The sequence below is a fragment of the Methanofollis liminatans DSM 4140 genome, from assembly GCF_000275865.1.
Taxonomy (GTDB): Archaea; Halobacteriota; Methanomicrobia; order Methanomicrobiales; family Methanofollaceae; genus Methanofollis; species Methanofollis liminatans.
The window spans coordinates 2,446,180-2,464,873 of the sequence record NZ_CM001555.1 but is presented as its reverse complement, the minus strand read 5'-3'; the positions used below and the strand labels follow the sequence as shown (position 1 = coordinate 2,464,873).

The window sequence follows — 18,694 nt, the reverse complement described above, 5'->3', positions numbered from 1 at the left end:
CTCCACCATGCTGCCGGCCGGATCGCCGCCCTGGGCCGGAGGCGAATTCACCTCCCGGCCGCACCCGCAAACCTTTAACCCGCTCGCGGGCAATCTTCGATCAACCATGAGCCACCCGCACCTCCTGCTCTTCACCGTCGAGAGGATCGTCTGTGCACTCCCCCTCTCCGAGGTCAGGCAGGTCGTCGGCATGGTGGCACTGCAGCCCGGGCAGAAGGGCGCCCCCGCCACCCTGAACCTCCACGGCCGCCACATCCCGGTCTACTCGGCGAGGATACTTCTCGGCCTTCCCGACCGTTCCCCTCTCTCCACCGACTCCCTCGTCATCGTCAGGAGATGCGCCGCCCTCCGGGTGGACCGGGTGAAGGGGGTGCAGGAGAGCCCGGTCCCCCTCCCCGCCCCTTCGCCGCCCGGCGTGCTGCTGACCGAAGACGGGACCGTCCTCATCCATGACCTCGCCGCACTCCTTGCCGGAGGGGGCGAGGGTGTGCCACTCCCCCCCGCCGCCCCTGCCGGGGCGGAGGTTGAGGCGCCGCCGTTCGACCTCGAAAGAGCCGGAAGACTCCTCCAGAACCGTGCCCGGGCGCTTGCGCAGCCCGAGGAGGAGCCGCACGAGGCTGCACTCTCGGAGATCCTCACGTTCAGGCTCGCCTCTCGCGAATATGCCGTCGAGACGCGCTATGTTCGCGAGGTCTTCATCATCCGCGAGATCACCCCGGTTCCGGGGGTGCCCGATTTTATCGCCGGGATCTGTGCCGTCAGGGGGGAGATCATTTCCGTCGTCGATCTCCGCAGAGTCTTCTCGATCCCGGAGGAAGGACTGACCGACCTCAACCGGGTCATCGTCCTCACCGACGGGACGATGACCTTCGGCATCCTCGCCGACTACATCACCGACATCGGCACCACGCCGACCGGCGATCTCTCTCCCGTCGATCCCGGTTCGACGCCTATCGGGGAGCGCTACCTCCTCGGCGTTGCGGAAGGCTCGCGTTTCGTCCTCGATGCAGCGGCGATCCTTGCCGATCGCGGGCTGGTGATCTCGGAAGCCGGGAAATAACCGGGGAACAGGGATCCGGGATTACAGCCACTCTCATCCCGGATCTGGTTTTCGATCGAAATCATCTCTGGAATGCCCGGGTTTCCGCATAACCCGGCAAAAAATCATTGATTTTACAACGGATCATTATTTATCCGCCCATGTGAATCTCCCTATGAGTAACACAGAGCACGTGGGACGGATAACAGCATGTTCGCGTTTTTTTCAGACATGAAAGTCGGGACAAAGATCCTTGTCATCTGCCTCTTTCTCGCGATCATCCCGGCGCTCATGCTCGGGCTGGTGGCATACACCAGTTCGAGCGGGGTGATCAACGAACAGATCGAGACGCTGCTTGAGACGCAGGTGCACGACGCGAAGGGGTGGACCAACGACGTCTACAAACTCACGCGTAACAAGGTGAACAGCGACCTCAACGTACTCCGGGAGAACTTCTACGCCCGGGGCACCCCCGAGGTGATCAACGGGCGACTGGTGCTGGTGGGCGCCGACGGCAACCCGTATGTCATCAACGACAACTTCGAGATCGTCGACCAGGTCCAGTCCCTGGTCGGCGGGGCGGCGACGGTCTTCCAGGTCTTCGACGACCACGCCGTCCGGATCTCCACCAACGTCATCGGGACCGACGGGACGCGGGCGGTCGGGACCGAACTGACCCAGAACGTCTACGACGTCGTCGTGAACCAGGGGGAGACCTACTACGGGAGCCGCGACCTCTTCGGCAAACGCTATGTCACGGCATATGAGCCGATAAAGGACAGCGGAGGCAGGACCGTCGGGGTGCTCTTCGTCGGGACCGAGGAAGAGGAGACCCTCGACGTCGTCAAGGCAAGCCTGAGGGAGACGGTCATCGGGAAAAACGGCTATATGTTCGTCACCGACAGCACCGGCCAGGTCCTCGTCCACCCCTCCATTGAAGGCGAGAACTGGTCCGGGGAGGGCTTTGTCCAGGAGATGCTGGAGAACAAGGTCGGGGTGATCCGCCACCAGATCGACGGCACCGACATCATCGACGCCTACACCTACTATGAGCCCCTCGACTGGTACATCGTCTCGCGCGCCGAACTCTCCGACTTCACCGGGCCGATCGACACCATCAGGAACACGATCATCGTCGTCCTCCTCGCTTCCGTCGCCATGGGCGTTGCAATCGCCATCCTCTTCGGCCGCTCGATCTCCGACCCCCTCCAGCAGGTCGTTCTCATGCTCAAAGAACTTCGCAACGGCCACCTCTCCGCCCGACTCAACATCCGGCGCCAGGACGAGATCGGCGTCATGGCGAAAACGATGGACGAGTTCGCCGGCGACCTCCAGACGAACGTCGTCGGGAACTTAAAGAAGATCGCCCTCGGCGAGTATGTCACGGAGTTCCCGGTCACCGACGAGGGCGACGAGATCAGGCCCGCCCTCACCCTGATGGTCAGGTCCCTCGACCATCTCCACAAGGAGACGATCAAACTCACGGACGCCGCCCGCGCCGGCGACCTCTCGATCCGCGGCGACGAAAAGGCGTTCCGCGGCGGTTACCGGATGATCATCGCCGGGTTCAACCGCACGCTCGAATCAATCACCGAACCGGTGAACGAGGCGATGCGGCTTGCCAGGTTCTACGCCTCCGGCGACTTCACCGCCCGGTTCAACGAGAATATCCCGGTTGCCGGGGAGTTTGTCGCCTACCGCGACGCCCTCAACACCATCGGGATCGAGCTCTCGCGGCTGATGAAGCTGATCAGCGAGGAACTCTACGAGGGTGTCTCGGTCCTCTCCCTTGCATCGAACGAGATCCTGGCGGTCACGAGCCAGCTCTCCGCCGCAAGTTCGCAGACGGCGGCGACAGTGAACGAGACCTCCGACTCGGTCGAGAGCGTTCGGAAGAAGACCGAGCTGGTGAACCAGAAGACGAAAGATGTCTCGGAGAAGGCGATGCGGGCCCTGGACGTCTCGAAGGGCGGCCAGAAGTCGGTGCGCGAGATCCTGGACGGCATGAACCAGATCCAGCAGCAGATGGACATGATCAGGATGAACGTCATCAGGCTCTCAGAGCAGAGCCAGGCGGTCGGCGAGATCATCGCCACGGTGACCGACATCTCCGAACAGTCCAACCTGCTCGCGGTGAACGCCTCCATCGAGGCCGCAAAGGCCGGCGAGTTCGGGAAAGGGTTTGCGGTCGTGGCGAACGAGATCCATAACCTCGCCGAGCAGTCGAAGAAGGCGACCGCAAACATCAGGGTCATCCTCACCGATATCCAGCGGGGTGTCTCCTCGACGGCGGTCTCGACCGAGCAGGGGATCAGGTCGGTCGCCGACGCCGCGCGGTTGACGAGCAACGCCCAGGAGGCGATCGAGGTGCTTGCCCGTTCGATCGCCGACACCTCGCAGGAGGTCATCGAGATCGCAGCTTCGATCCAGACACAGGCCTCGGGGGTCGACCAGATCTCCCGTGCGATGGAGAACATCCGCGATGCGGCCCAGAAGAACCTTGAGACCACCCACAAGGCGGAGAAGACCGCCGAGGACCTGCACGAACTCGGCAACCGCTTGAAGAGGATCACCCAGCAGTACAGGGTCTGATGCGACGGGCATGACCGGATCAGACGATGCATTCCGCGCCCGCCTCCTCGATACCTTTCGCGAGGAGGCGGGGGAGTACCTTGAATCGATCACCGGGGGGCTGATCGAACTCGAGAAGTCCGGGCTTGAGCCCGCGACGGTCGAAGCAGTCTACCGCAGGATCCACAGCCTGAAGGGAGCGGCGCGTGCGGTGAACCTCAGGGAGATCGAGTCGGTCTGCCAGACCCTCGAATCCGTCTTTTCCCTGGTGAAGCGGGGCGATTACGCCCCGGGCCTCGACGAATTCGACCTTTTCCACCGGACGCTTGCGGTGGTGAAGGCGCTTCTCCAGGGGGAGAGGCCGCCGGTCCCCTCCGGCGAGATCATCGGGGCGCTTCGGGCCCTTCCGGGCAGCGGAAAGCCGTCAGGTGCTCAAAAAACCGCCCCGCCTACCAGGGAGAACGGGGCTTCTCTCGCGGCGGCGGACCGCGCCGGCGGCGAGGCAGGCGGTACGGTCAGGATCGCCGCCCAGAAGCTCGATCGGCTGACCACCGGGGCGGACGGTCTGCTCACGGCCAGGCTCTCCCTTGCGCAGCGGGTGCGCGAACTCGAGGAGATGACGGCCCGCTTCACCTTCTGGCACTGGAACCACTCCCAGGGCTTTAACGACCTGAACCTGATCCGCAGGCGGGCGTTCGGGGAGGAGAAAGCGGGGATCCCCCCGGACCTGGTCCTGCCGCTCCAGCGGGTCTTCGAGTTCCTGGAGTACAACCGGGAGTTCGTCATCTCCCTGCAGCACGACCTTGCCGCTCACGCCCGTGAGATGGAGATCGACCGGGCGGCCCTCGAGGCCGGAGCCGCCGAGATCTCAGACCTGGTCCACGACGCCGCACTGCTCCCGGCCTCGAGCGTGCTTGCGCCTTTCTCGGCGTTCGTGCGGGAGTTTTCCCGCACCTCGGGGAAATCGGTCGAGCTGGTGGTCGAGGGAGGGGAGATCGAGGTGGACCGGCGGATCCTGGACGCCCTGCGCGAACCGATCCTGCACCTGATCCGCAACAGCATCGATCACGGGATCGAGGACCCGGCGAACCGGGCTGCACAGGGAAAACCAGCCGGCGGGACGGTGTGGATCCGTGTCTTTCCCCGCTCGGGCAGCAGGGTCGGGATCGAGGTTGCCGACGACGGTGCCGGCATCGACAGCAGGGCGATCCGGCGGACTGCCGTCGATACCGGGGTGATCACGCCCGGCGAGGATGCAGCCCTCACGGACAGCGAGGCGGTCTGGCTTATCTTCAGGTCAGGGCTGACGACAAGCCGCGTCGTCACCGACCTCTCCGGGCGGGGGCTCGGGCTTGCGATCGTGGAAGACAGCGTCTCCCGTCTCGGCGGGAAGGTGACGGTCTCCTCGGCGCCGGGGAAAGGGACGGCGATCACCCTCTCTGTCCCGGTGAGGATGACCACGCTCAGGGGGCTGCTGGTCCGTGCAGAGCGGCAGGTCTACGTCCTTCCCATGCAGCAGGTGAAACAGGTCCTCAGGGTGCGCCCGGACTCTCTGTCCCTATCCCGGGGCCGGTCGACGGTCCAGCTCCTGGGAGAGGCGATCGAGGTGATCAGGCTCACCGACGCCCTGGGGATCCCCCGCTCCGGCCCTCAGTCCGGCGAGGTGCGCCCGATGCCCATCGTCATCATCGCCTACGGGGCAGGGCAGATCGCCTGCATGGTCGACGAGGTGATCAGGGTGCAGGAGATCGCCGTCCGGCCGCTCGGGGCCCAGCTCCGCTCGGTCAGGCGGATCGAGGGGGCGGTGATCCTGGGCGACGGCAGGGTGGCCCTTGTCCTCGATCCCCTGGAGTTGATCCAGGACGCCATGCAGGCGGAGCGGTCCGCCCCCCTGCCGGCACCCGCCGGGGAGGCCGCCCTGAGGGTTCTGGTCGTGGAGGACTCGGTTACCTCGCGGGTCCTGCTGCAGGAGGTCCTTGAGGGGGCCGGATATCGGGTGGAGACTGCCGTGGACGGCATCGACGCACTCGGAAGGCTTAAGGAATATGAGTTTGATATGGTCATTTCAGACGTGGATATGCCCCGGATGAACGGTTTTACGCTCACCGAGAAGATCCGCGCCGGCGATCAGAACCGCATCCCGGTGGTGCTGGTCACCTCGCTCGACTCGCCCGAGGACCGGGCGCAGGGGATGGCGGTCGGGGCAGATGCCTATATCGTTAAGAGCAGTTTTAACACCGGGGATTTCCTGAGGACGATCCGCCGCCTGGTGCGCCGCTGAGGGATAGAGGGAGGGATGAGATGGAAGAGATGCAGACGAGACCGGCGATCAGCGTTCTGGTCGTAGAGGACAGCAGGACACAGGCCGAGTTCCTCAGGTATATGCTTGAGCAGGAAGGGTATGACGTCACCCTGGCGGCGGACGGCGAGGCGGCGCTCAGACGGATCGGGGCGGGCCGCCCGGATATCGTCCTGAGCGATATCCTGATGCCCGGGATGGACGGCTACGACCTCTGCCGGCGGATCAAGCAGGAGCACCCGGCGATCCCGGTGATCCTGGTCACCACCCTCTTCGACCCTGCCGACGTGATGCGGGGGCTCGAGGCCGGGGCAGACAGTTTCATCGTCAAGCCCGTCGAGCCCGGGCATGTCCGTTCCCAGGTCGAGGCCGTGCTCAAGGCGGCGGAGGTGCCTGACCCGGACGGCGTTCCCGCACCGCTGGAGGTCTCCTTCGCCGACAGCGCCTATACGATCATGGCGGGCCGGCGCCAGATTCTGAACACGCTTCTCTCGACCTATACCGTGGCGGTGGCAAAAAACGCCGAACTCCTGGAGGCGCAGGATCAGCTGCGCACCGTAAACGAGCAGCTCCAGGAGGCGATCGGGGATCTCTCGCGCAGCAACGAGAGCCTTGAGGCGGAGAACCAGGAACGCCGGCGCGTGGAGAAGGCGCTCGCGGACGCGAACCGGAAACTCCAGCTCATGACGAGCATCACCCGCCACGACCTCCTCAACCAGCTTGCGGCGCTCTGGGAGTACCTGAACCTCGCCCTGAGCGTGCGCGAGCAGGAGCCCGCGAATGCGTGGCGCCATGTGGAGAGCGCCGAAGGGATGGCCACCCGGATCAGCAATACCATCCGGTTTACCGCCGAATACCAGAGCGTTGGGGCCGCTTCTCCGGTCTGGCAGGATCTCTGGACCCTTGTAGAGCGGTCGAAGAAGTACGTCTCGCCGGGTGCGGTGACCATCGAAAACACCGTTCCGGCGGGGGTGGAGGTCTACGCCGACCCCCTTGTTGAGAAGGTCTTCTCGAACCTCATCGAGAACGCCCTGCGTTACGGGGAGAAGATCACCACGATCACCTTCAGCCTCAGGGAAGAGGGAGACGGCCACACGATCCTCTGCACAGACGACGGGGCAGGGGTTCCGCCCGGCGAGAAGGAGAAGATCTTCACCTATGCCTACGGCATGAACACCGGCCTCGGCCTCTTCCTGGCGCGGGAGATCCTGGCGATCACCGGGATTACCATCAGGGAGACCGGGGAGGTGGGGAAGGGGGCACGCTTTGAGATCCGCTGCCCGGCAGGGGTGGTCCGTGCCGGCCCGGAGACGGGCTGAAGGTAGCGTGCAGGTGGTGCTCCCATGACCCTCACCGACCGTCTTGCCGTCTCCTTCACCTCCTCGAGAAACCGCGTCGCGGCCATTGCCGTTCTTGCGGCGCTGACCCTCGGCGGGAACCTGATCGGCCTCCTCCTCGGCGCCCCTGAGGGCCTCCTCCCCCTTCCGGCCCTCCCGCTCAGCATCCCGATCATCCTGGCGAGTTACTGGTATCCCAGGCGCGGCCTCCTCTTCTCCGCCTGTCTTGCGGCTGTTTACGCCGTCACGGTCTTCATCATCTCCCCGCCCGATCCCCTCTTCGCATTTACCATCCTGCCGCGTGCGGTCTTCCTGGTGCTGATCGGCGGGGTGGTCGCACTTCTGGCATCGAGGCTGCGGACGTCAGAGCGGCAGATGAATGAGATCATCGAGTTTCTGCCCGACGCCACATTCGCCATCGACCGGGAGGGGAAGGTGATCGCCTGGAACCGCGCGATGGAGGAGATGACCGACGTCTCGAAGGAGGCGATGCTTGGCCGGGGCGACCACGAGTATGCGGTCCCCTTCTACGGTGAGCGGCGGCCGCTCCTCGCGGATCGCGTCCTTGCCGGCGAGGGCCCCCTCGTTGCGGAGGTCACCTCCACCCATATCGGGGGTGGGAAGGGGGCGCATCTCAGGGCCACGGCGACCGCCCTTCCCGGCGAGAGGGGGACGGTCGCGGGGGCTATCGAGTCCATCAGGGACGTGAGCGACCAGGTGATGATGGAGGCGGCGCTGCAGAACACCGGCCGTAAGCTCAACACCCTCACCGGGATTCTGCGGATCGACCTGTCGAACCGGCTTGCGGTCCTCTATGGCCACCTCACGGTGGGGGCGATGAAGTTCGACGATCCCGCAGTTCTCACTTTTATCGACGACCTGAAGGACGCCGCGAACGGTATCCGGCGGCAGATCGAGATCTCACGGGCGTTCAGGGAGATCGGGACGCTGCCGCCGGCATGGATGCCGGTGCAGGAGACGGTGATGCGGGCGGCCGCCGGCCTCGCCTTCGATTCCGTCTCCCTTGAGGCGTGGACCGCACGGCTGGAGGTGTTTGCCGATCCGCACCTCGGGACGGTCTTCTCCCATCTCTTTGAGAACGCCCTGGACCCGGCGACCGGGGCACTGCGGGTCGTGGTCACCTACCACATCCGCCCCGACGGGTGCGCGATCGTCGTCGAGGACGACGGGGTCGGGATCCCGGAGGCGGAGAAGGCTGGGCTCTTCCTCCAGAGGCCGGAGGGATACGGGCACGGGCTGATCCTTGCCCACGAGATCCTTGCCATCACCGGGATCGCGATCCGCGAGACCGGGACGCCGGGCAGGGGGGCGCGTTTTGAACTCCTGGTGCCTTCAGGGGGTTACCGCGTTGTCTGAGGCGGCAGTGGTCAGGGAACTGCTGAGTGCGGAGTTCCCGGCGGCGAATCAGGTCTGGCTTGATTATCATGGGACGATCGGAGAGCCTGAACAGGACCGGGTCTTTGCGGTCTTTGTCGGGAAGAGGATCGTCTCCCTGGGGCGGTGCCGCCGGCACCCCGACGGGAGCATGGAGGTCGACGGCGTCTTCACCCCGGAGGAGTGCCGCGGCAAGGGGTATGCCCGGATGGTGATGGCCGCCCTTGTCGTGGCCTGCCACAACGACGACCTCTACATGTACGCCGTGGAGAGCCTCGAAGGCTTTTACGCCCGGTTCGGGTTCGTCCCGATCCCCGAGGGCGATCTCCCCCGGCCGGTCAGGGAGCGCTATACCTGGGCGGCCGGGAATATGGAGGGAGCCGAGGTCAGGCCGATGATGCGGAAGGCCGGGCTGTGAGGGGTTCCTTCACCCGGCCTTTTCCGGTGGTTGCCGGGTGCGGCCGAAGAGGACCCCCAGCAGGGGAAATACAACCAGGCTGATCCCGACGTAGCCCAGGATCCCGATATTCCGGAGGTTCATGTCGGCAAACGGCACACCGATCAGCCCTGCAAGACTCAGGGCCCCGCCGGCGATCATGAGGATCCGAAGCGTTTTTTCCAGCCGACCAGCCCTGAATACCGGTGCGGCAAAGAGCATTGAGAGGGCGAAGAAGACGTCCCAGGCGAGGATGTCCAGTGCATACACGACGGACGGCCACTGGAAGGAGAAGAGGAGCGAGGCCCACGGGAACCCGGCGGCGGCGATCGGGCGACTCACCGTGAGGATGACGAAGTGGACGCCGGAGGTGATCCCGGCCATGATGACCATCCATGCCAGGGCTGTACGGCTGTACGCCCTGGCACCGGGAGCGGCATAGGCGTGGACTGCGACCATGACGATGACCATCACCGGCGCCATGGCGATGATGAGCATCTCCATCAGGGAGAAGTATGGGTCGCCGATCGGGTCTTCCGGCGAGGTGAGGGAGAGGAGCCCGAGGACCAGTGTTGCCGCGTAGGCGATCAGGAGGACGAAGACGGCCCAGGCCGCGGTCTGTCCGGTCAGGCTGTGTTGCCGGCCGAAGTGTTCGTGCACCATTTTTTGACTCCTTCTGCGGCTGTGTTTCCGTCCAGGCTGAACCGATGCCCTTCAGGTTTGCCTGCCTGCTGTGGGTGGGGTCTATGCATCCCTGCATATATCAAATATTTCTTCCCCCGTTTCTCCTTCAACCTGAAACAAATGCTGACGAGTGAATGGATCGCCGCGGAGCATTCTGGCTGATGTAAGAACAAAGTTTTTGTAGTGCAGATGCTCTCTTACCCACACACAAAGGGGGGGAAAATTTGAGACTTCTTTTACTATCCGGATTGATCTGTGCAATTTTGATCTGTCCGTGCCTTGCAGAGGATGGAGAAACAGGTGACGCGGTGGCTTTCATGGAGGCGCTGGAGCAGGCGGGCTTCACCGTCCAGGAGGGCGAGATCGGGTATTTCGATCTCATCAGATTGTATGATTCGGAGGTGCTGCCTTCCGCATACGGAAACAATCCGGCCACGAGGTATCTGGCGTACTTCGTTCCGCCGGCACCGGGCTATTCGGTCGACGAACGGATCGCGTTGATCGCGAAAGCGCTTGGAATGAGCGGGAACACCTCTGCGTTCTGGCATCTGGGTCCCGACGAAGCCGTTGTCTTCGTAGGAAGGACGCCGCCCGAGTGCAGGTACTTCGGCTACGAGCATTACATTCTGGGCAGGACGTACGGAACTGAGGCCAGGTGGCTCTTTGCCAACATCGCCGACTCGCTCAACAACCTGGTCATCAACACGAACGGGACGCCGGGAGACCCGTACAACCAGACGACGATGATCGTCGCCACGGCCGATCGGGGCATCAACGAGCGCATCCGCACTGCCGCCGTATCGGCAGGATATTCGGATAGCATAATGAACACCCTGGTGTTTCCGTCGTCCATCCTGAAGATGGGCCTTGAGGACGACGCCGATACGTTCGCCATATTTATCCGTCCGGCCCTCTTCACCGATAAAGAGGCGGGCGACGAGTACATAGAGAACACGCCTGCGACCATTCTTCGCCTGACGCCCAACACGACGGCAGAACTCGATCCGTATGGTTATCCAGTACTGCGGGTCAAGGGAACCGGGCAGACGGAGCTCGACCTTACGGACGATCTCAACGAACTTCGAGATGCGATCCTTGAGAGGTACAGCGGCCTGAACGCCATGGAACTCCCGACGTCCCAGGGAGTCCCGGCAGGGATTGACGCGATCCAGCGGGGAGTCGATGCCGTAGGGCCCAGCAGCGATGCAATGTATCTCTGGACCGCGAACCAGACGGTATCTTCGCCGACGCCGCCGTTCTTCGACACCACACAGTACTATGACTTCCTGCGGGACCCGCCGATCACGCTCGGGAACACTACCGGTGAGTTCATCATCGTCTACGGGGTCAACCACGTAGCCACGGGCAAGGCGACGTACGCCAGCTTCACCGTATATGGTGCGGATGTGTGGAACGGCGTCGGAACAGTCACCGACGCTGATTTCAACGGAACGGCCGAGGATTATCTCCCTGACAATCCCGACGCGAAATACCTGTATGTCTACCGGATCGCCAGGGACTGCGAGGGGGAGCCGAACTGCTTTGAGATTCCATCCGGTATGGGAAGTTACGGCATCGAGCCGGACCAGCCGCTCTTCATTGCCTGGAGGGGCTACCTGGAGAGTGCGACGAAGACCGGACCTTCATACAGCGAGATCGTCTACGACCGGGCGATCAAGTTTGAACCGGTCGGGTAGAGGTGAGAGGAGCCAGGGTCCGGGCTATGCTCCGTCGGCTTCACCGCCGGCACCTACAGACCGGCCATCTCCCTGGCGAATTTCCTGGCGGCATCGATGTCGGCAGGATTCGGGTGGCCGCGGCTGAAGATCACGGCCATCTGGCCTTTGCAGAAGTACTTTCCCGGTACTTCGGCACCCTTTTCTTTCACGGCCGCCTCCATGGCCTTCACTTCGCTGCCCGCGCCTCCGGCTGACGTGCCGAAGAGGGCGACCCGCCTGCCCAGAAAGTCGTTGGCCTCGATGAACTTCGCCATGCGCTCCCCGGGCTTGCCGCCGTAGCAGCCGGAGCCGAGGAAGACGACGCCGTCGGCCGGTCCGAGGGAGGCAGCCCCGACATCTTCCGCCGCGACGTCCAGTTCCTCGGCGATCGCCTCAGCCACTTTCCTGGTGTTGCCGCCTCTTGAGTCGTAGATTACCTGGTTCATGATTATCACCACAGCATATCAGGCAGCAGGGGCAGGGACCACCAGGTAGGTGGCGTAGCCCTCGCCGATGTTCCTGGTCACGTGACCCCTGCCCGATGTGTCTTCCAGGAGGACGAGGTCGCCGGGCGCGAACCGCCTGACCGCCCCGTCTGTCGTCTCCATCTCTACCGCACCCGACATCAGGGCGAGAAACTGCCGGGCCGGGGCCGGGTGCAGTTCGCCGATCCAGCCGGGCGGAAAGGTATAGAAGCGGTATTTCGACGCGGGTCGGTCCCCGGAGACGTAGAACGGGGCCGCCGGCGGCGCTGCACGTGCGAGGCTCTGTTCGACCGTCACGACATCAAAGTGAGACTCACCCTGCGGGTCCGTGTATATCCGGTGATATGTCACATGGGTGAGATTGGATGAGGATGGTTTCGTCATGTTTGATACCCTCGTTGCCATATGCGGGTTGAGGTTTCTTCCCGACAGGATCACACACTGATCGAGAGTGGATAAATGTTGCGGGTCTTCAGCCCTGGAAGATCTTACGGATCGGTGACGTCGATCTCACCGGACGCGATTCAGGAGCCGTATCGAGGCGGTTACATGCCGAAGGTTCTCGAATAGAGATGAATATCGGTGCTTCTGGAGATGCAACTTTTTGCGGCAAGTCATTTCCTGATCGATGCATCGCCCGCTCTCCATCGGCCTATCGGTGAAGGATTTGCTCATGCATCGACCTCTTGATGCCCCTGGTCTCCATATTTATAAATCGGGGCATAGTCCTTCACCGAGTTCGTGATCTTTTTTATATCCTCTTTTACATCCTTATCTGTTGCCGCTCCTCCCTGCCACAGTCGCTCACGAAAAACCTGGAGAACCCCTCCGCACATCACCTTCATGACTGTGCGGCACGAATCCTCTCGCATGGATCCGGCGATCATCAGGCGCGAGGAGGCGGTCGATCTTGAGAAACACGGCGTGAGAATGCGCATCTACACCGGGTCGGCGGAGGGCGCCCCGGCCGGGGTGGTGTACCAGGAGACGGAGTCGGGCCATGCCGAGGAGTTCTGTCACGAAAAAAGTGCGTTTGTCTACTACATCATCGAGGGGGAGGGAGTGTTCGTCATCGGCGGCGTCGAGCATTCCGTGAGGGGAGGGGACGTCGTCGTCGTGCCGCCGGGCAACAGCATCTATTTCCGGGGGCGGCTGCGGCAGGTGCTCGTCACGGTCCCCCCGTGGGAGGAGTGCTTCGAGCGGCATATCAGGGATGTCGCGGTGTGACCGGCGGCCAGAACCTCCGTTTTCGTGATGAACCTCTGTCCGATTGTGATCGTTGTCAGCGTTGAAGAATCCAGCAGGGTTGAAATAATGTGAATAAGGATCGATTCAGCCCCAGATCGGATCATCGCCGAACCGTTCCATCCAGTAATCGATGGGGTTTCTTTCCAGGTCCTTTGCGAGGTCCTCAATGCGAAATGAGAAGGTATGGTTCATACAATAATCAGCGAGGAGCGTGTACGCTGCATGCAGGCGAATGGTCATTTCATGAGATGCGGCGGGTTCGTTTTTCGAGACATCCGGGTGCCATTGTTTTATCTGTTTATGGTAGTGGGTGCGGATCTCATTCAGGCTGGCCTGGTCATGGATCCCGAGAAGATCTGCTGCTTCCCTTAATGCCTTCGCCGTAATCTCCGCCATCATTTGTTATTGTATCCGGGTCAGGCCGATAAGGCTTGTCCTGAATTAAACGATTCATTTTTCACGATGGTGAATCTATCATCTGGCATAGGCCTCCCATGGTACAGAGCATGCCGATCGTTTATATGAACAATGCCGCAACGAGCTGGCCGAAACCTCCCGAAGTGCTCGCAGCTGTTGCAGAATCCCTTTCTTTACCTGTATTCGGGTCCGGGAGAACCACCGGGACACAAGGGGAAGATTACGTTACGCAAGCACGGGAACGACTCTCTGCCTTCCTTGAGGCAGATCCGTCGGATAATATCGTCTTCACGCATAATGCAACAGATTCGCTGAATATCCTCATCCAGGGATTTCTGGCCGGAAAACAGAATACCTGTCATGTCCTCACGACCGCCCTGGACCATAACTCCGTCCTCCGGCCCCTTCATGAGTATAAACACCAGGGTCGTATCCGATTGAGTATCATTCCCTTTGAAGGGGGTGTTGTCCGCCCGGACGCGGTTGAAGCAGCCATCGAGCCCGATACACGCTTGATGGTCATGACGCATGGGAGCAACGTGCTGGGCTCGGTACAGGACATCCGGCGTATCGGAAAGATCCTGCAGGATCATGGAATCTACTTCATCGTGGATGGGGCACAGACCGCCGGCCATATCCCGATCGCTCTCCGCGATCTCCCGGTGGATGCCTTTGTCTTCACCGGCCACAAAGGTCTGCTCGGGATACCCGGCACCGGCGGATTTTACGTGAGAGATCCAGAGGCGATCAGTCCGGTCCGGTTCGGCGGGACCGGAACAGATTCCTTCTCGCTCCTCCACCCCCGCGGTATGCCGGAGCGGTTCGAGATCGGAACCCACAACTATCCGGGCCTTGCAGCGCTGGCCGCGGGAGTGAAGTTCGTCGCCCAGAGGGGTGTCGAGGCCATCGCGGAAAAAGCCGGGAGGCAGACCTCCTATCTTATCCGGGAGCTGAAGAAAGAACCGAATATCACCGTCTTCAATGACCGGCCTGATCTGCCGATTGTCGCCTTCAATATCCGGAACGTGCAGAACGACGACGTGGGTTTCATGCTGGCCCGTGCCTACGGGATCATTGCCCGGACAGGTCTTCACTGTGCACCTCTCCTGCACAGGGCTATTGATGGTGGGGAAGGCTGTGTCCGGCTCAGTCTCTCCTGGTGCACGACGGACGAAGAGTGTCAGATCACGGCAAACGCCATTCGGGAGATTGCAAGAAATGCGGATTATTCGGTCCATTCGACATAAAGTATGTGCTGACGGCTCCTTCATGAAGGAGTTTCTCCTCGATACTCCGGTGACGAAGGAATTCTTTACCTACCTGGGCAACTTCGGACAGATTGAAGCCCTCCCTAATGTCGGTGAGGGATTCTATAAGTTTGAGAAGCCGGAGTGGTTCTCCATCAAGGGTTTTGTCGGGGACACAACCCTTGAAGTCCGGTTCAAAAAAGAGGTGATGGATCTCACCGTGGATTTTGTCTACTTCCTCTTTTCCTCGTACCGGGAGGGGGCGGTGGACCTCTCTGCTCTGAGAGGGAGAGAGCAGGCAATCGGAGAGCGGATCCGAAAACATCTCTACGGGACATGAGGCCGAGACTGTCAATGCCACAGGACGTCTTTGAAGAATATGCGAAAGACTACGACCGCTGGTTTGATGAACACCGCGATGTTTATCTCAGCGAACTGGCTCGAATTCGCACGGTCCTGCCCCCCCTGGATAATCGTTCTATCGAGGTGGGGGTCGGGTCCGGTAGATTTGCAGCTCCTCTTGGCATCACTCTCGGCATTGAACCCTCACGCGCCCTCGGGCTGATGGCGCGAGATCGCGGGATTGAGATCATCCGTGGCAGGGCAGAAGACCTCCCAATAAAGGAGAGGTCCTGTTCCTCCGTACTCCTGGTAACAGTCCTGTGTTTTCTTGACAATCCGGCCCTTGCATTGCGGGAGATTCACCGTATCCTCATTCCCGATGGGTTCATCATCGTCGCATTTATCATCCGTGGAGGGCGTATCCACCAGAAATATATTCTGGATGGGATGAAAGGAAAATTTCTCTCCAGGGCAAGGTTCTATTCCCCGGAAGAAGTCGTGGCACTCCTCAAGGAGACCTGGTTTCGGGTTGTTCGGATCGACTCTCGGGCCGGGTTCTGTATTATTGCTGCACAGAAGTGAATGCCGAATGCCGCCATTTTTTGAGGCCAACCAGAAGATCTTCTTTTTTCTTTATTGAATCTGGCTGCATCATCTTTCAGGAGCCCGGACACCGGCAGGTGCTCGTCACGGTTCCGCCCTGGGTGGGGTCTGCCGAGCGGCATATCGGGGATGTCGGGGTGTGACCGGCAGCCGTGGGCCTTCAGGGGAGGGACAGTGTTTTTCTCCTCCGTGGATGAGGGGGAAGAGAAATAAATAGGGCTGGCTTCAGCAAGGCATATATTGTGTGAAAATTAATATCCGATTGTTCACCTGGATGTCCAATTTGACCATTTTTCTGGAAGAGCACCCGTACGTCGATTATTCATCCCCCCTTATTATAGCAAAGGCCGGGGAACTTTTCTCGGGAACAGACGACTCTCTTGAAAAAGCAAGAATCGCATACGAGTTCGTCCGCGATGACATTCCGCACAGTTTTGATATCGGATCAGACGTCATAACATCGAAAGCCTCCGACGTACTTGCCAGAAAAACGGGGATATGCCATTCGAAGGCAAATCTTCTCGCTGCTTTGCTGCGAAGAGTCGGCATTCCCGCAGGGTTTTGCTACCAGCATCTTACCCTTGCGGAAGATGATTCGCTGGGGTATTGCGTTCACTGCTACAATGCGGTTTTTGTGAATAACCGCTGGATCTTTCTGGATGCACGCGGGAACACGAACGGCAGGCGTGCATTATTTTCTCCGGAAAAACCGGTCCTTGCGTTTCAACCCCGGCGTGAGTACGACGAGTATTTCTGGAAAGGAATATACGCCTCGCCGCAGATGGGTGTCATGTTGATGCTGGATTCTTCCAGAACAAGGCAGGATGTTATGGATAACCTGCAGGATTTTCTCGAAGGAGAACCCGATATTGTTGACTGGTAATGTGAAGAATACATCCTGAGTTATTTTGAGGAACATCAGGAATTTTCTGAAAACGTATTTCAAAAGTTGTCATAAAAAGCGGTGGGCCCGCTGAGATTCGAACTCAGGACCTCCACCGGGTTGAGGCGACGTAACGGGCAGCGTTTCCTGGACCGAGGTATAATGTGGGTAGATGGGAGGGTGCTAGAGGAAGACAGAATCCGTGCTTGAGAGGATATTGTTGTACGGACTGGTTTGCAATGCAGACGGGGCGTGGGGCCTTGTTGCCTCTCAGGCAGACCAGACTTATCTCTCCAGCGAAGGTTATTAATTCAATCTGATCAGGAGACATGCAGGGGACCACCATGTGTAAGGAATACACTATCGGAAAAAAACCCCGGATCCCCTGCACCGAAATATCTCACGGATCAGGCCTTACAACAGAACCGTCCCATTCATAATTCTTCACATATTCCCGGGCATATTCGTAAGGAGCAGCAAAGGAAACGGGGAATCGCAACCCACGTGCACGCGAAGATCCACATCGGCTGGATGATACGCTCTGCAAAGAGGACACGCCCTCATGACCGACCCGAATACCAAAGTCCGAAACGTCCTGGAAAGCCTTGTGCAAGATGGCGGAGAGATTGGCGTTCAGGTAGCCGCCTACCTGGATGGGAAACTGGTTATTGATGCATGGGCAGGCCTTGCAGATGAGGTGAGCCAGAGTCCGGTAGATGGCGGCACACTCTTTACTGCCTTCTCACTCTCGAAGGGTATTACTGCTACGTGTATACATATCCTTGCCGATAGGGGGTTCTTAGACTATGATGCGCCAATCTCGAACTACTGGCCGGAGTTTGCTGCAAAGGGCAAATCCGGGGCGACTATTCGCCACGCTCTGACCCATCGGGTCGGCATCCCCCAGGATCCACCAGGGTTCGACATAGACATGATGTGCGATTGGGATGCTGTCTGTCAGGCGGTCGCAGGTTTAGAGCCGCTCTGGGAACCGGGCACCAGGATTCGCTACCATACCCTGACCTATGGATGGATACTGGGTGAAGTACTACGGCGGGTTGATGGAAGATCCATTAAACAATTCCTCCAGGAAGAGGTCTGCCAGTCACTGGGTATCACCGACCTGTACTTCGGTGCCCCACCAGAGGCAGAGCGCCGGATAGCGACTTTGAAGAATACACCTGGTCTGCCCGAATTCCTCTCCCGGATGGACATGCCCCCGAACCACCCTTTGCGGGATTCTGCGGCGACATTCAATCTCCCGGAGGTGAGACGTGCGATTATCCCGGGAGCAGGGGCGATCGTAAACGCCCGCTCCCTTGCACGTCACTACGCTATGCTGGCCGGATGTGGGGTGCTGGACGGCGTGCGGCTACTCAACCCGGAACGCATCGCCATCGCAGGTGCACCACAATCCGAAGAGCCTGACATGATTGACTTCCGCTGGTGGACAGCCCATGGTCTTGGCTACACCCTGGGTGGCGGGTCTGGTCCGACGAAAGGGCTTCCGCATGCCATGGGATATGAAGGTGTGGGTACGATAGGCTTTGCTGATCCATCATGCGGGTTCGCCTTCGCCTTCCTCAAGAACCTTCTGGACCTGTCATCGAGTGAGATGGACTCGGCGACCCGGGTCACCGAGGTTACAATAGAAGCCCTGGGGATTACGTAAGCGATCTCCACAACCAGCAGGTCCTCTGACCCCTTTCCGGGTTTTTCCGGCCTTTGATTTGTTATTCGAACTTCATTTTGTATCTCACACCCCTTTTTTGCTATCTCTTTAACTACCTCGCCTCTCATTTTATCTCAAAAAACGATTCTTACGTTCCGCCATCTGTAGCCTCGGAAGAAAAGGGATAAGGATACGCAATAAAATGCCAATAAACCTCAAGTCATGGTTCTGTTGAATCGCCCATGAGTCCGGGAAGGGGATGCAAGCATACCCCATGAAATGTTTTTCATGGTAAAACCTCCTGTTAGAGGGTCATAC

Annotated in this window: 18 protein-coding genes; 13 read left to right on the top strand and 5 right to left on the bottom strand. The window is 60.4% G+C overall.

Going from position 1 to position 18,694, the window contains the following annotated elements; all coding sequences use genetic code 11:
- Positions 1-106: 106 nt before the first annotated feature.
- From METLI_RS12195 to METLI_RS12170, 6 genes are all read left to right on the top strand, one after another.
- The gene (locus METLI_RS12195) at positions 107-1,060 is read left to right on the top strand and encodes a chemotaxis protein CheW (protein ID WP_004040771.1); all 954 of its coding nucleotides are present in this window, start codon (positions 107-109) and stop codon (positions 1,058-1,060) included.
- A gap of 210 nt (positions 1,061-1,270) precedes the next feature.
- Entirely contained in the window at positions 1,271-3,631 is a 2,361-nt protein-coding gene (locus METLI_RS12190; RefSeq protein WP_245529374.1) for a methyl-accepting chemotaxis protein, read from the top strand.
- Between the two features lie 10 nt (positions 3,632-3,641).
- Positions 3,642-5,891, top strand: coding sequence for a hybrid sensor histidine kinase/response regulator (locus METLI_RS12185; RefSeq protein WP_004040769.1), 2,250 nt, complete (start codon positions 3,642-3,644; stop codon positions 5,889-5,891).
- Between the two features lie 20 nt (positions 5,892-5,911).
- Positions 5,912-7,228, top strand: a complete 1,317-nt coding sequence (locus tag METLI_RS12180; RefSeq protein ID WP_004040768.1) for a hybrid sensor histidine kinase/response regulator — start codon at positions 5,912-5,914, stop codon at positions 7,226-7,228.
- A gap of 24 nt (positions 7,229-7,252) precedes the next feature.
- Positions 7,253-8,623, top strand: a complete 1,371-nt coding sequence (locus tag METLI_RS12175; RefSeq protein ID WP_004040767.1) for a PAS domain-containing protein — start codon at positions 7,253-7,255, stop codon at positions 8,621-8,623.
- Positions 8,616-9,059 (top strand): GNAT family N-acetyltransferase, encoded by a 444-nt coding sequence (locus tag METLI_RS12170; RefSeq protein WP_245529373.1) that lies wholly within the window; start codon positions 8,616-8,618, stop codon positions 9,057-9,059. The genes METLI_RS12175 and METLI_RS12170 overlap by 8 nt, the downstream gene beginning before the upstream one ends.
- Before the next feature lie 9 nt (positions 9,060-9,068).
- Here METLI_RS12170 and METLI_RS12165 read toward each other — a convergent pair whose 3' ends face one another.
- Positions 9,069-9,740: a hypothetical protein gene (locus tag METLI_RS12165; RefSeq protein WP_004040765.1), complete on the bottom strand. Its 672-nt coding sequence runs from the start codon at positions 9,738-9,740 to the stop codon at positions 9,069-9,071.
- A gap of 338 nt (positions 9,741-10,078) precedes the next feature.
- Between METLI_RS12165 and METLI_RS12160 the strand changes: the two genes are divergently transcribed.
- Positions 10,079-11,458 (top strand): hypothetical protein, encoded by a 1,380-nt coding sequence (locus METLI_RS12160; RefSeq protein WP_245529372.1) that lies wholly within the window; start codon positions 10,079-10,081, stop codon positions 11,456-11,458.
- Between the two features lie 53 nt (positions 11,459-11,511).
- On the opposite strand, the gene METLI_RS12155 is transcribed toward METLI_RS12160, so the two are convergent.
- The 3 genes from METLI_RS12155 to METLI_RS13290 all read right to left on the bottom strand — a co-directional run bounded on the left by METLI_RS12155 (position 11,512) and on the right by METLI_RS13290 (position 12,809).
- Positions 11,512-11,925 carry a flavodoxin family protein gene (locus METLI_RS12155; RefSeq protein ID WP_004040763.1) on the bottom strand — a complete coding sequence of 138 codons (414 nt, stop codon included), beginning with the start codon at positions 11,923-11,925 and terminating at the stop codon, positions 11,512-11,514.
- An 18-nt stretch (positions 11,926-11,943) separates the two neighbouring features.
- On the bottom strand, positions 11,944-12,261 hold the full coding sequence (locus tag METLI_RS12150; protein ID WP_245529371.1) for a cupin domain-containing protein: 318 nt from the start codon (positions 12,259-12,261) through the stop codon (positions 11,944-11,946).
- A gap of 374 nt (positions 12,262-12,635) precedes the next feature.
- The gene (locus tag METLI_RS13290; RefSeq protein WP_157203282.1) at positions 12,636-12,809 is read right to left on the bottom strand and encodes a hypothetical protein; all 174 of its coding nucleotides are present in this window, start codon (positions 12,807-12,809) and stop codon (positions 12,636-12,638) included.
- 25 nt (positions 12,810-12,834) lie between these two features.
- Here METLI_RS13290 and METLI_RS12145 point away from each other — a divergent pair, with 25 nt between their 5' ends.
- Positions 12,835-13,191 (top strand): cupin domain-containing protein, encoded by a 357-nt coding sequence (locus tag METLI_RS12145; protein WP_157203281.1) that lies wholly within the window; start codon positions 12,835-12,837, stop codon positions 13,189-13,191.
- A 105-nt stretch (positions 13,192-13,296) separates the two neighbouring features.
- Here the strand turns inward: METLI_RS12145 and METLI_RS12140 are convergent, their stop codons facing one another.
- Positions 13,297-13,611, bottom strand: a complete 315-nt coding sequence (locus METLI_RS12140) for a J domain-containing protein (RefSeq protein ID WP_004040760.1) — start codon at positions 13,609-13,611, stop codon at positions 13,297-13,299.
- Between the two features lie 95 nt (positions 13,612-13,706).
- Here METLI_RS12140 and METLI_RS12135 point away from each other — a divergent pair, with 95 nt between their 5' ends.
- The 5 genes from METLI_RS12135 (at position 13,707) to METLI_RS12115 (ending at position 18,376) form a co-directional block, all read left to right on the top strand.
- Positions 13,707-14,876 (top strand): aminotransferase class V-fold PLP-dependent enzyme, encoded by a 1,170-nt coding sequence (locus tag METLI_RS12135; RefSeq protein WP_004040759.1) that lies wholly within the window; start codon positions 13,707-13,709, stop codon positions 14,874-14,876.
- Between the two features lie 22 nt (positions 14,877-14,898).
- Positions 14,899-15,216: a hypothetical protein gene (locus METLI_RS12130; protein ID WP_245529370.1), complete on the top strand. Its 318-nt coding sequence runs from the start codon at positions 14,899-14,901 to the stop codon at positions 15,214-15,216.
- A 14-nt stretch (positions 15,217-15,230) separates the two neighbouring features.
- The gene (locus tag METLI_RS12125; protein WP_004040757.1) at positions 15,231-15,800 is read left to right on the top strand and encodes a class I SAM-dependent methyltransferase; all 570 of its coding nucleotides are present in this window, start codon (positions 15,231-15,233) and stop codon (positions 15,798-15,800) included.
- Between the two features lie 295 nt (positions 15,801-16,095).
- Positions 16,096-16,704, top strand: a complete 609-nt coding sequence (locus METLI_RS12120) for a transglutaminase-like domain-containing protein (protein WP_004040756.1) — start codon at positions 16,096-16,098, stop codon at positions 16,702-16,704.
- 562 nt (positions 16,705-17,266) lie between these two features.
- The gene (locus tag METLI_RS12115; protein ID WP_004040755.1) at positions 17,267-18,376 is read left to right on the top strand and encodes an EstA family serine hydrolase; all 1,110 of its coding nucleotides are present in this window, start codon (positions 17,267-17,269) and stop codon (positions 18,374-18,376) included.
- The last annotated feature ends 318 nt before the right edge of the window (positions 18,377-18,694 follow it).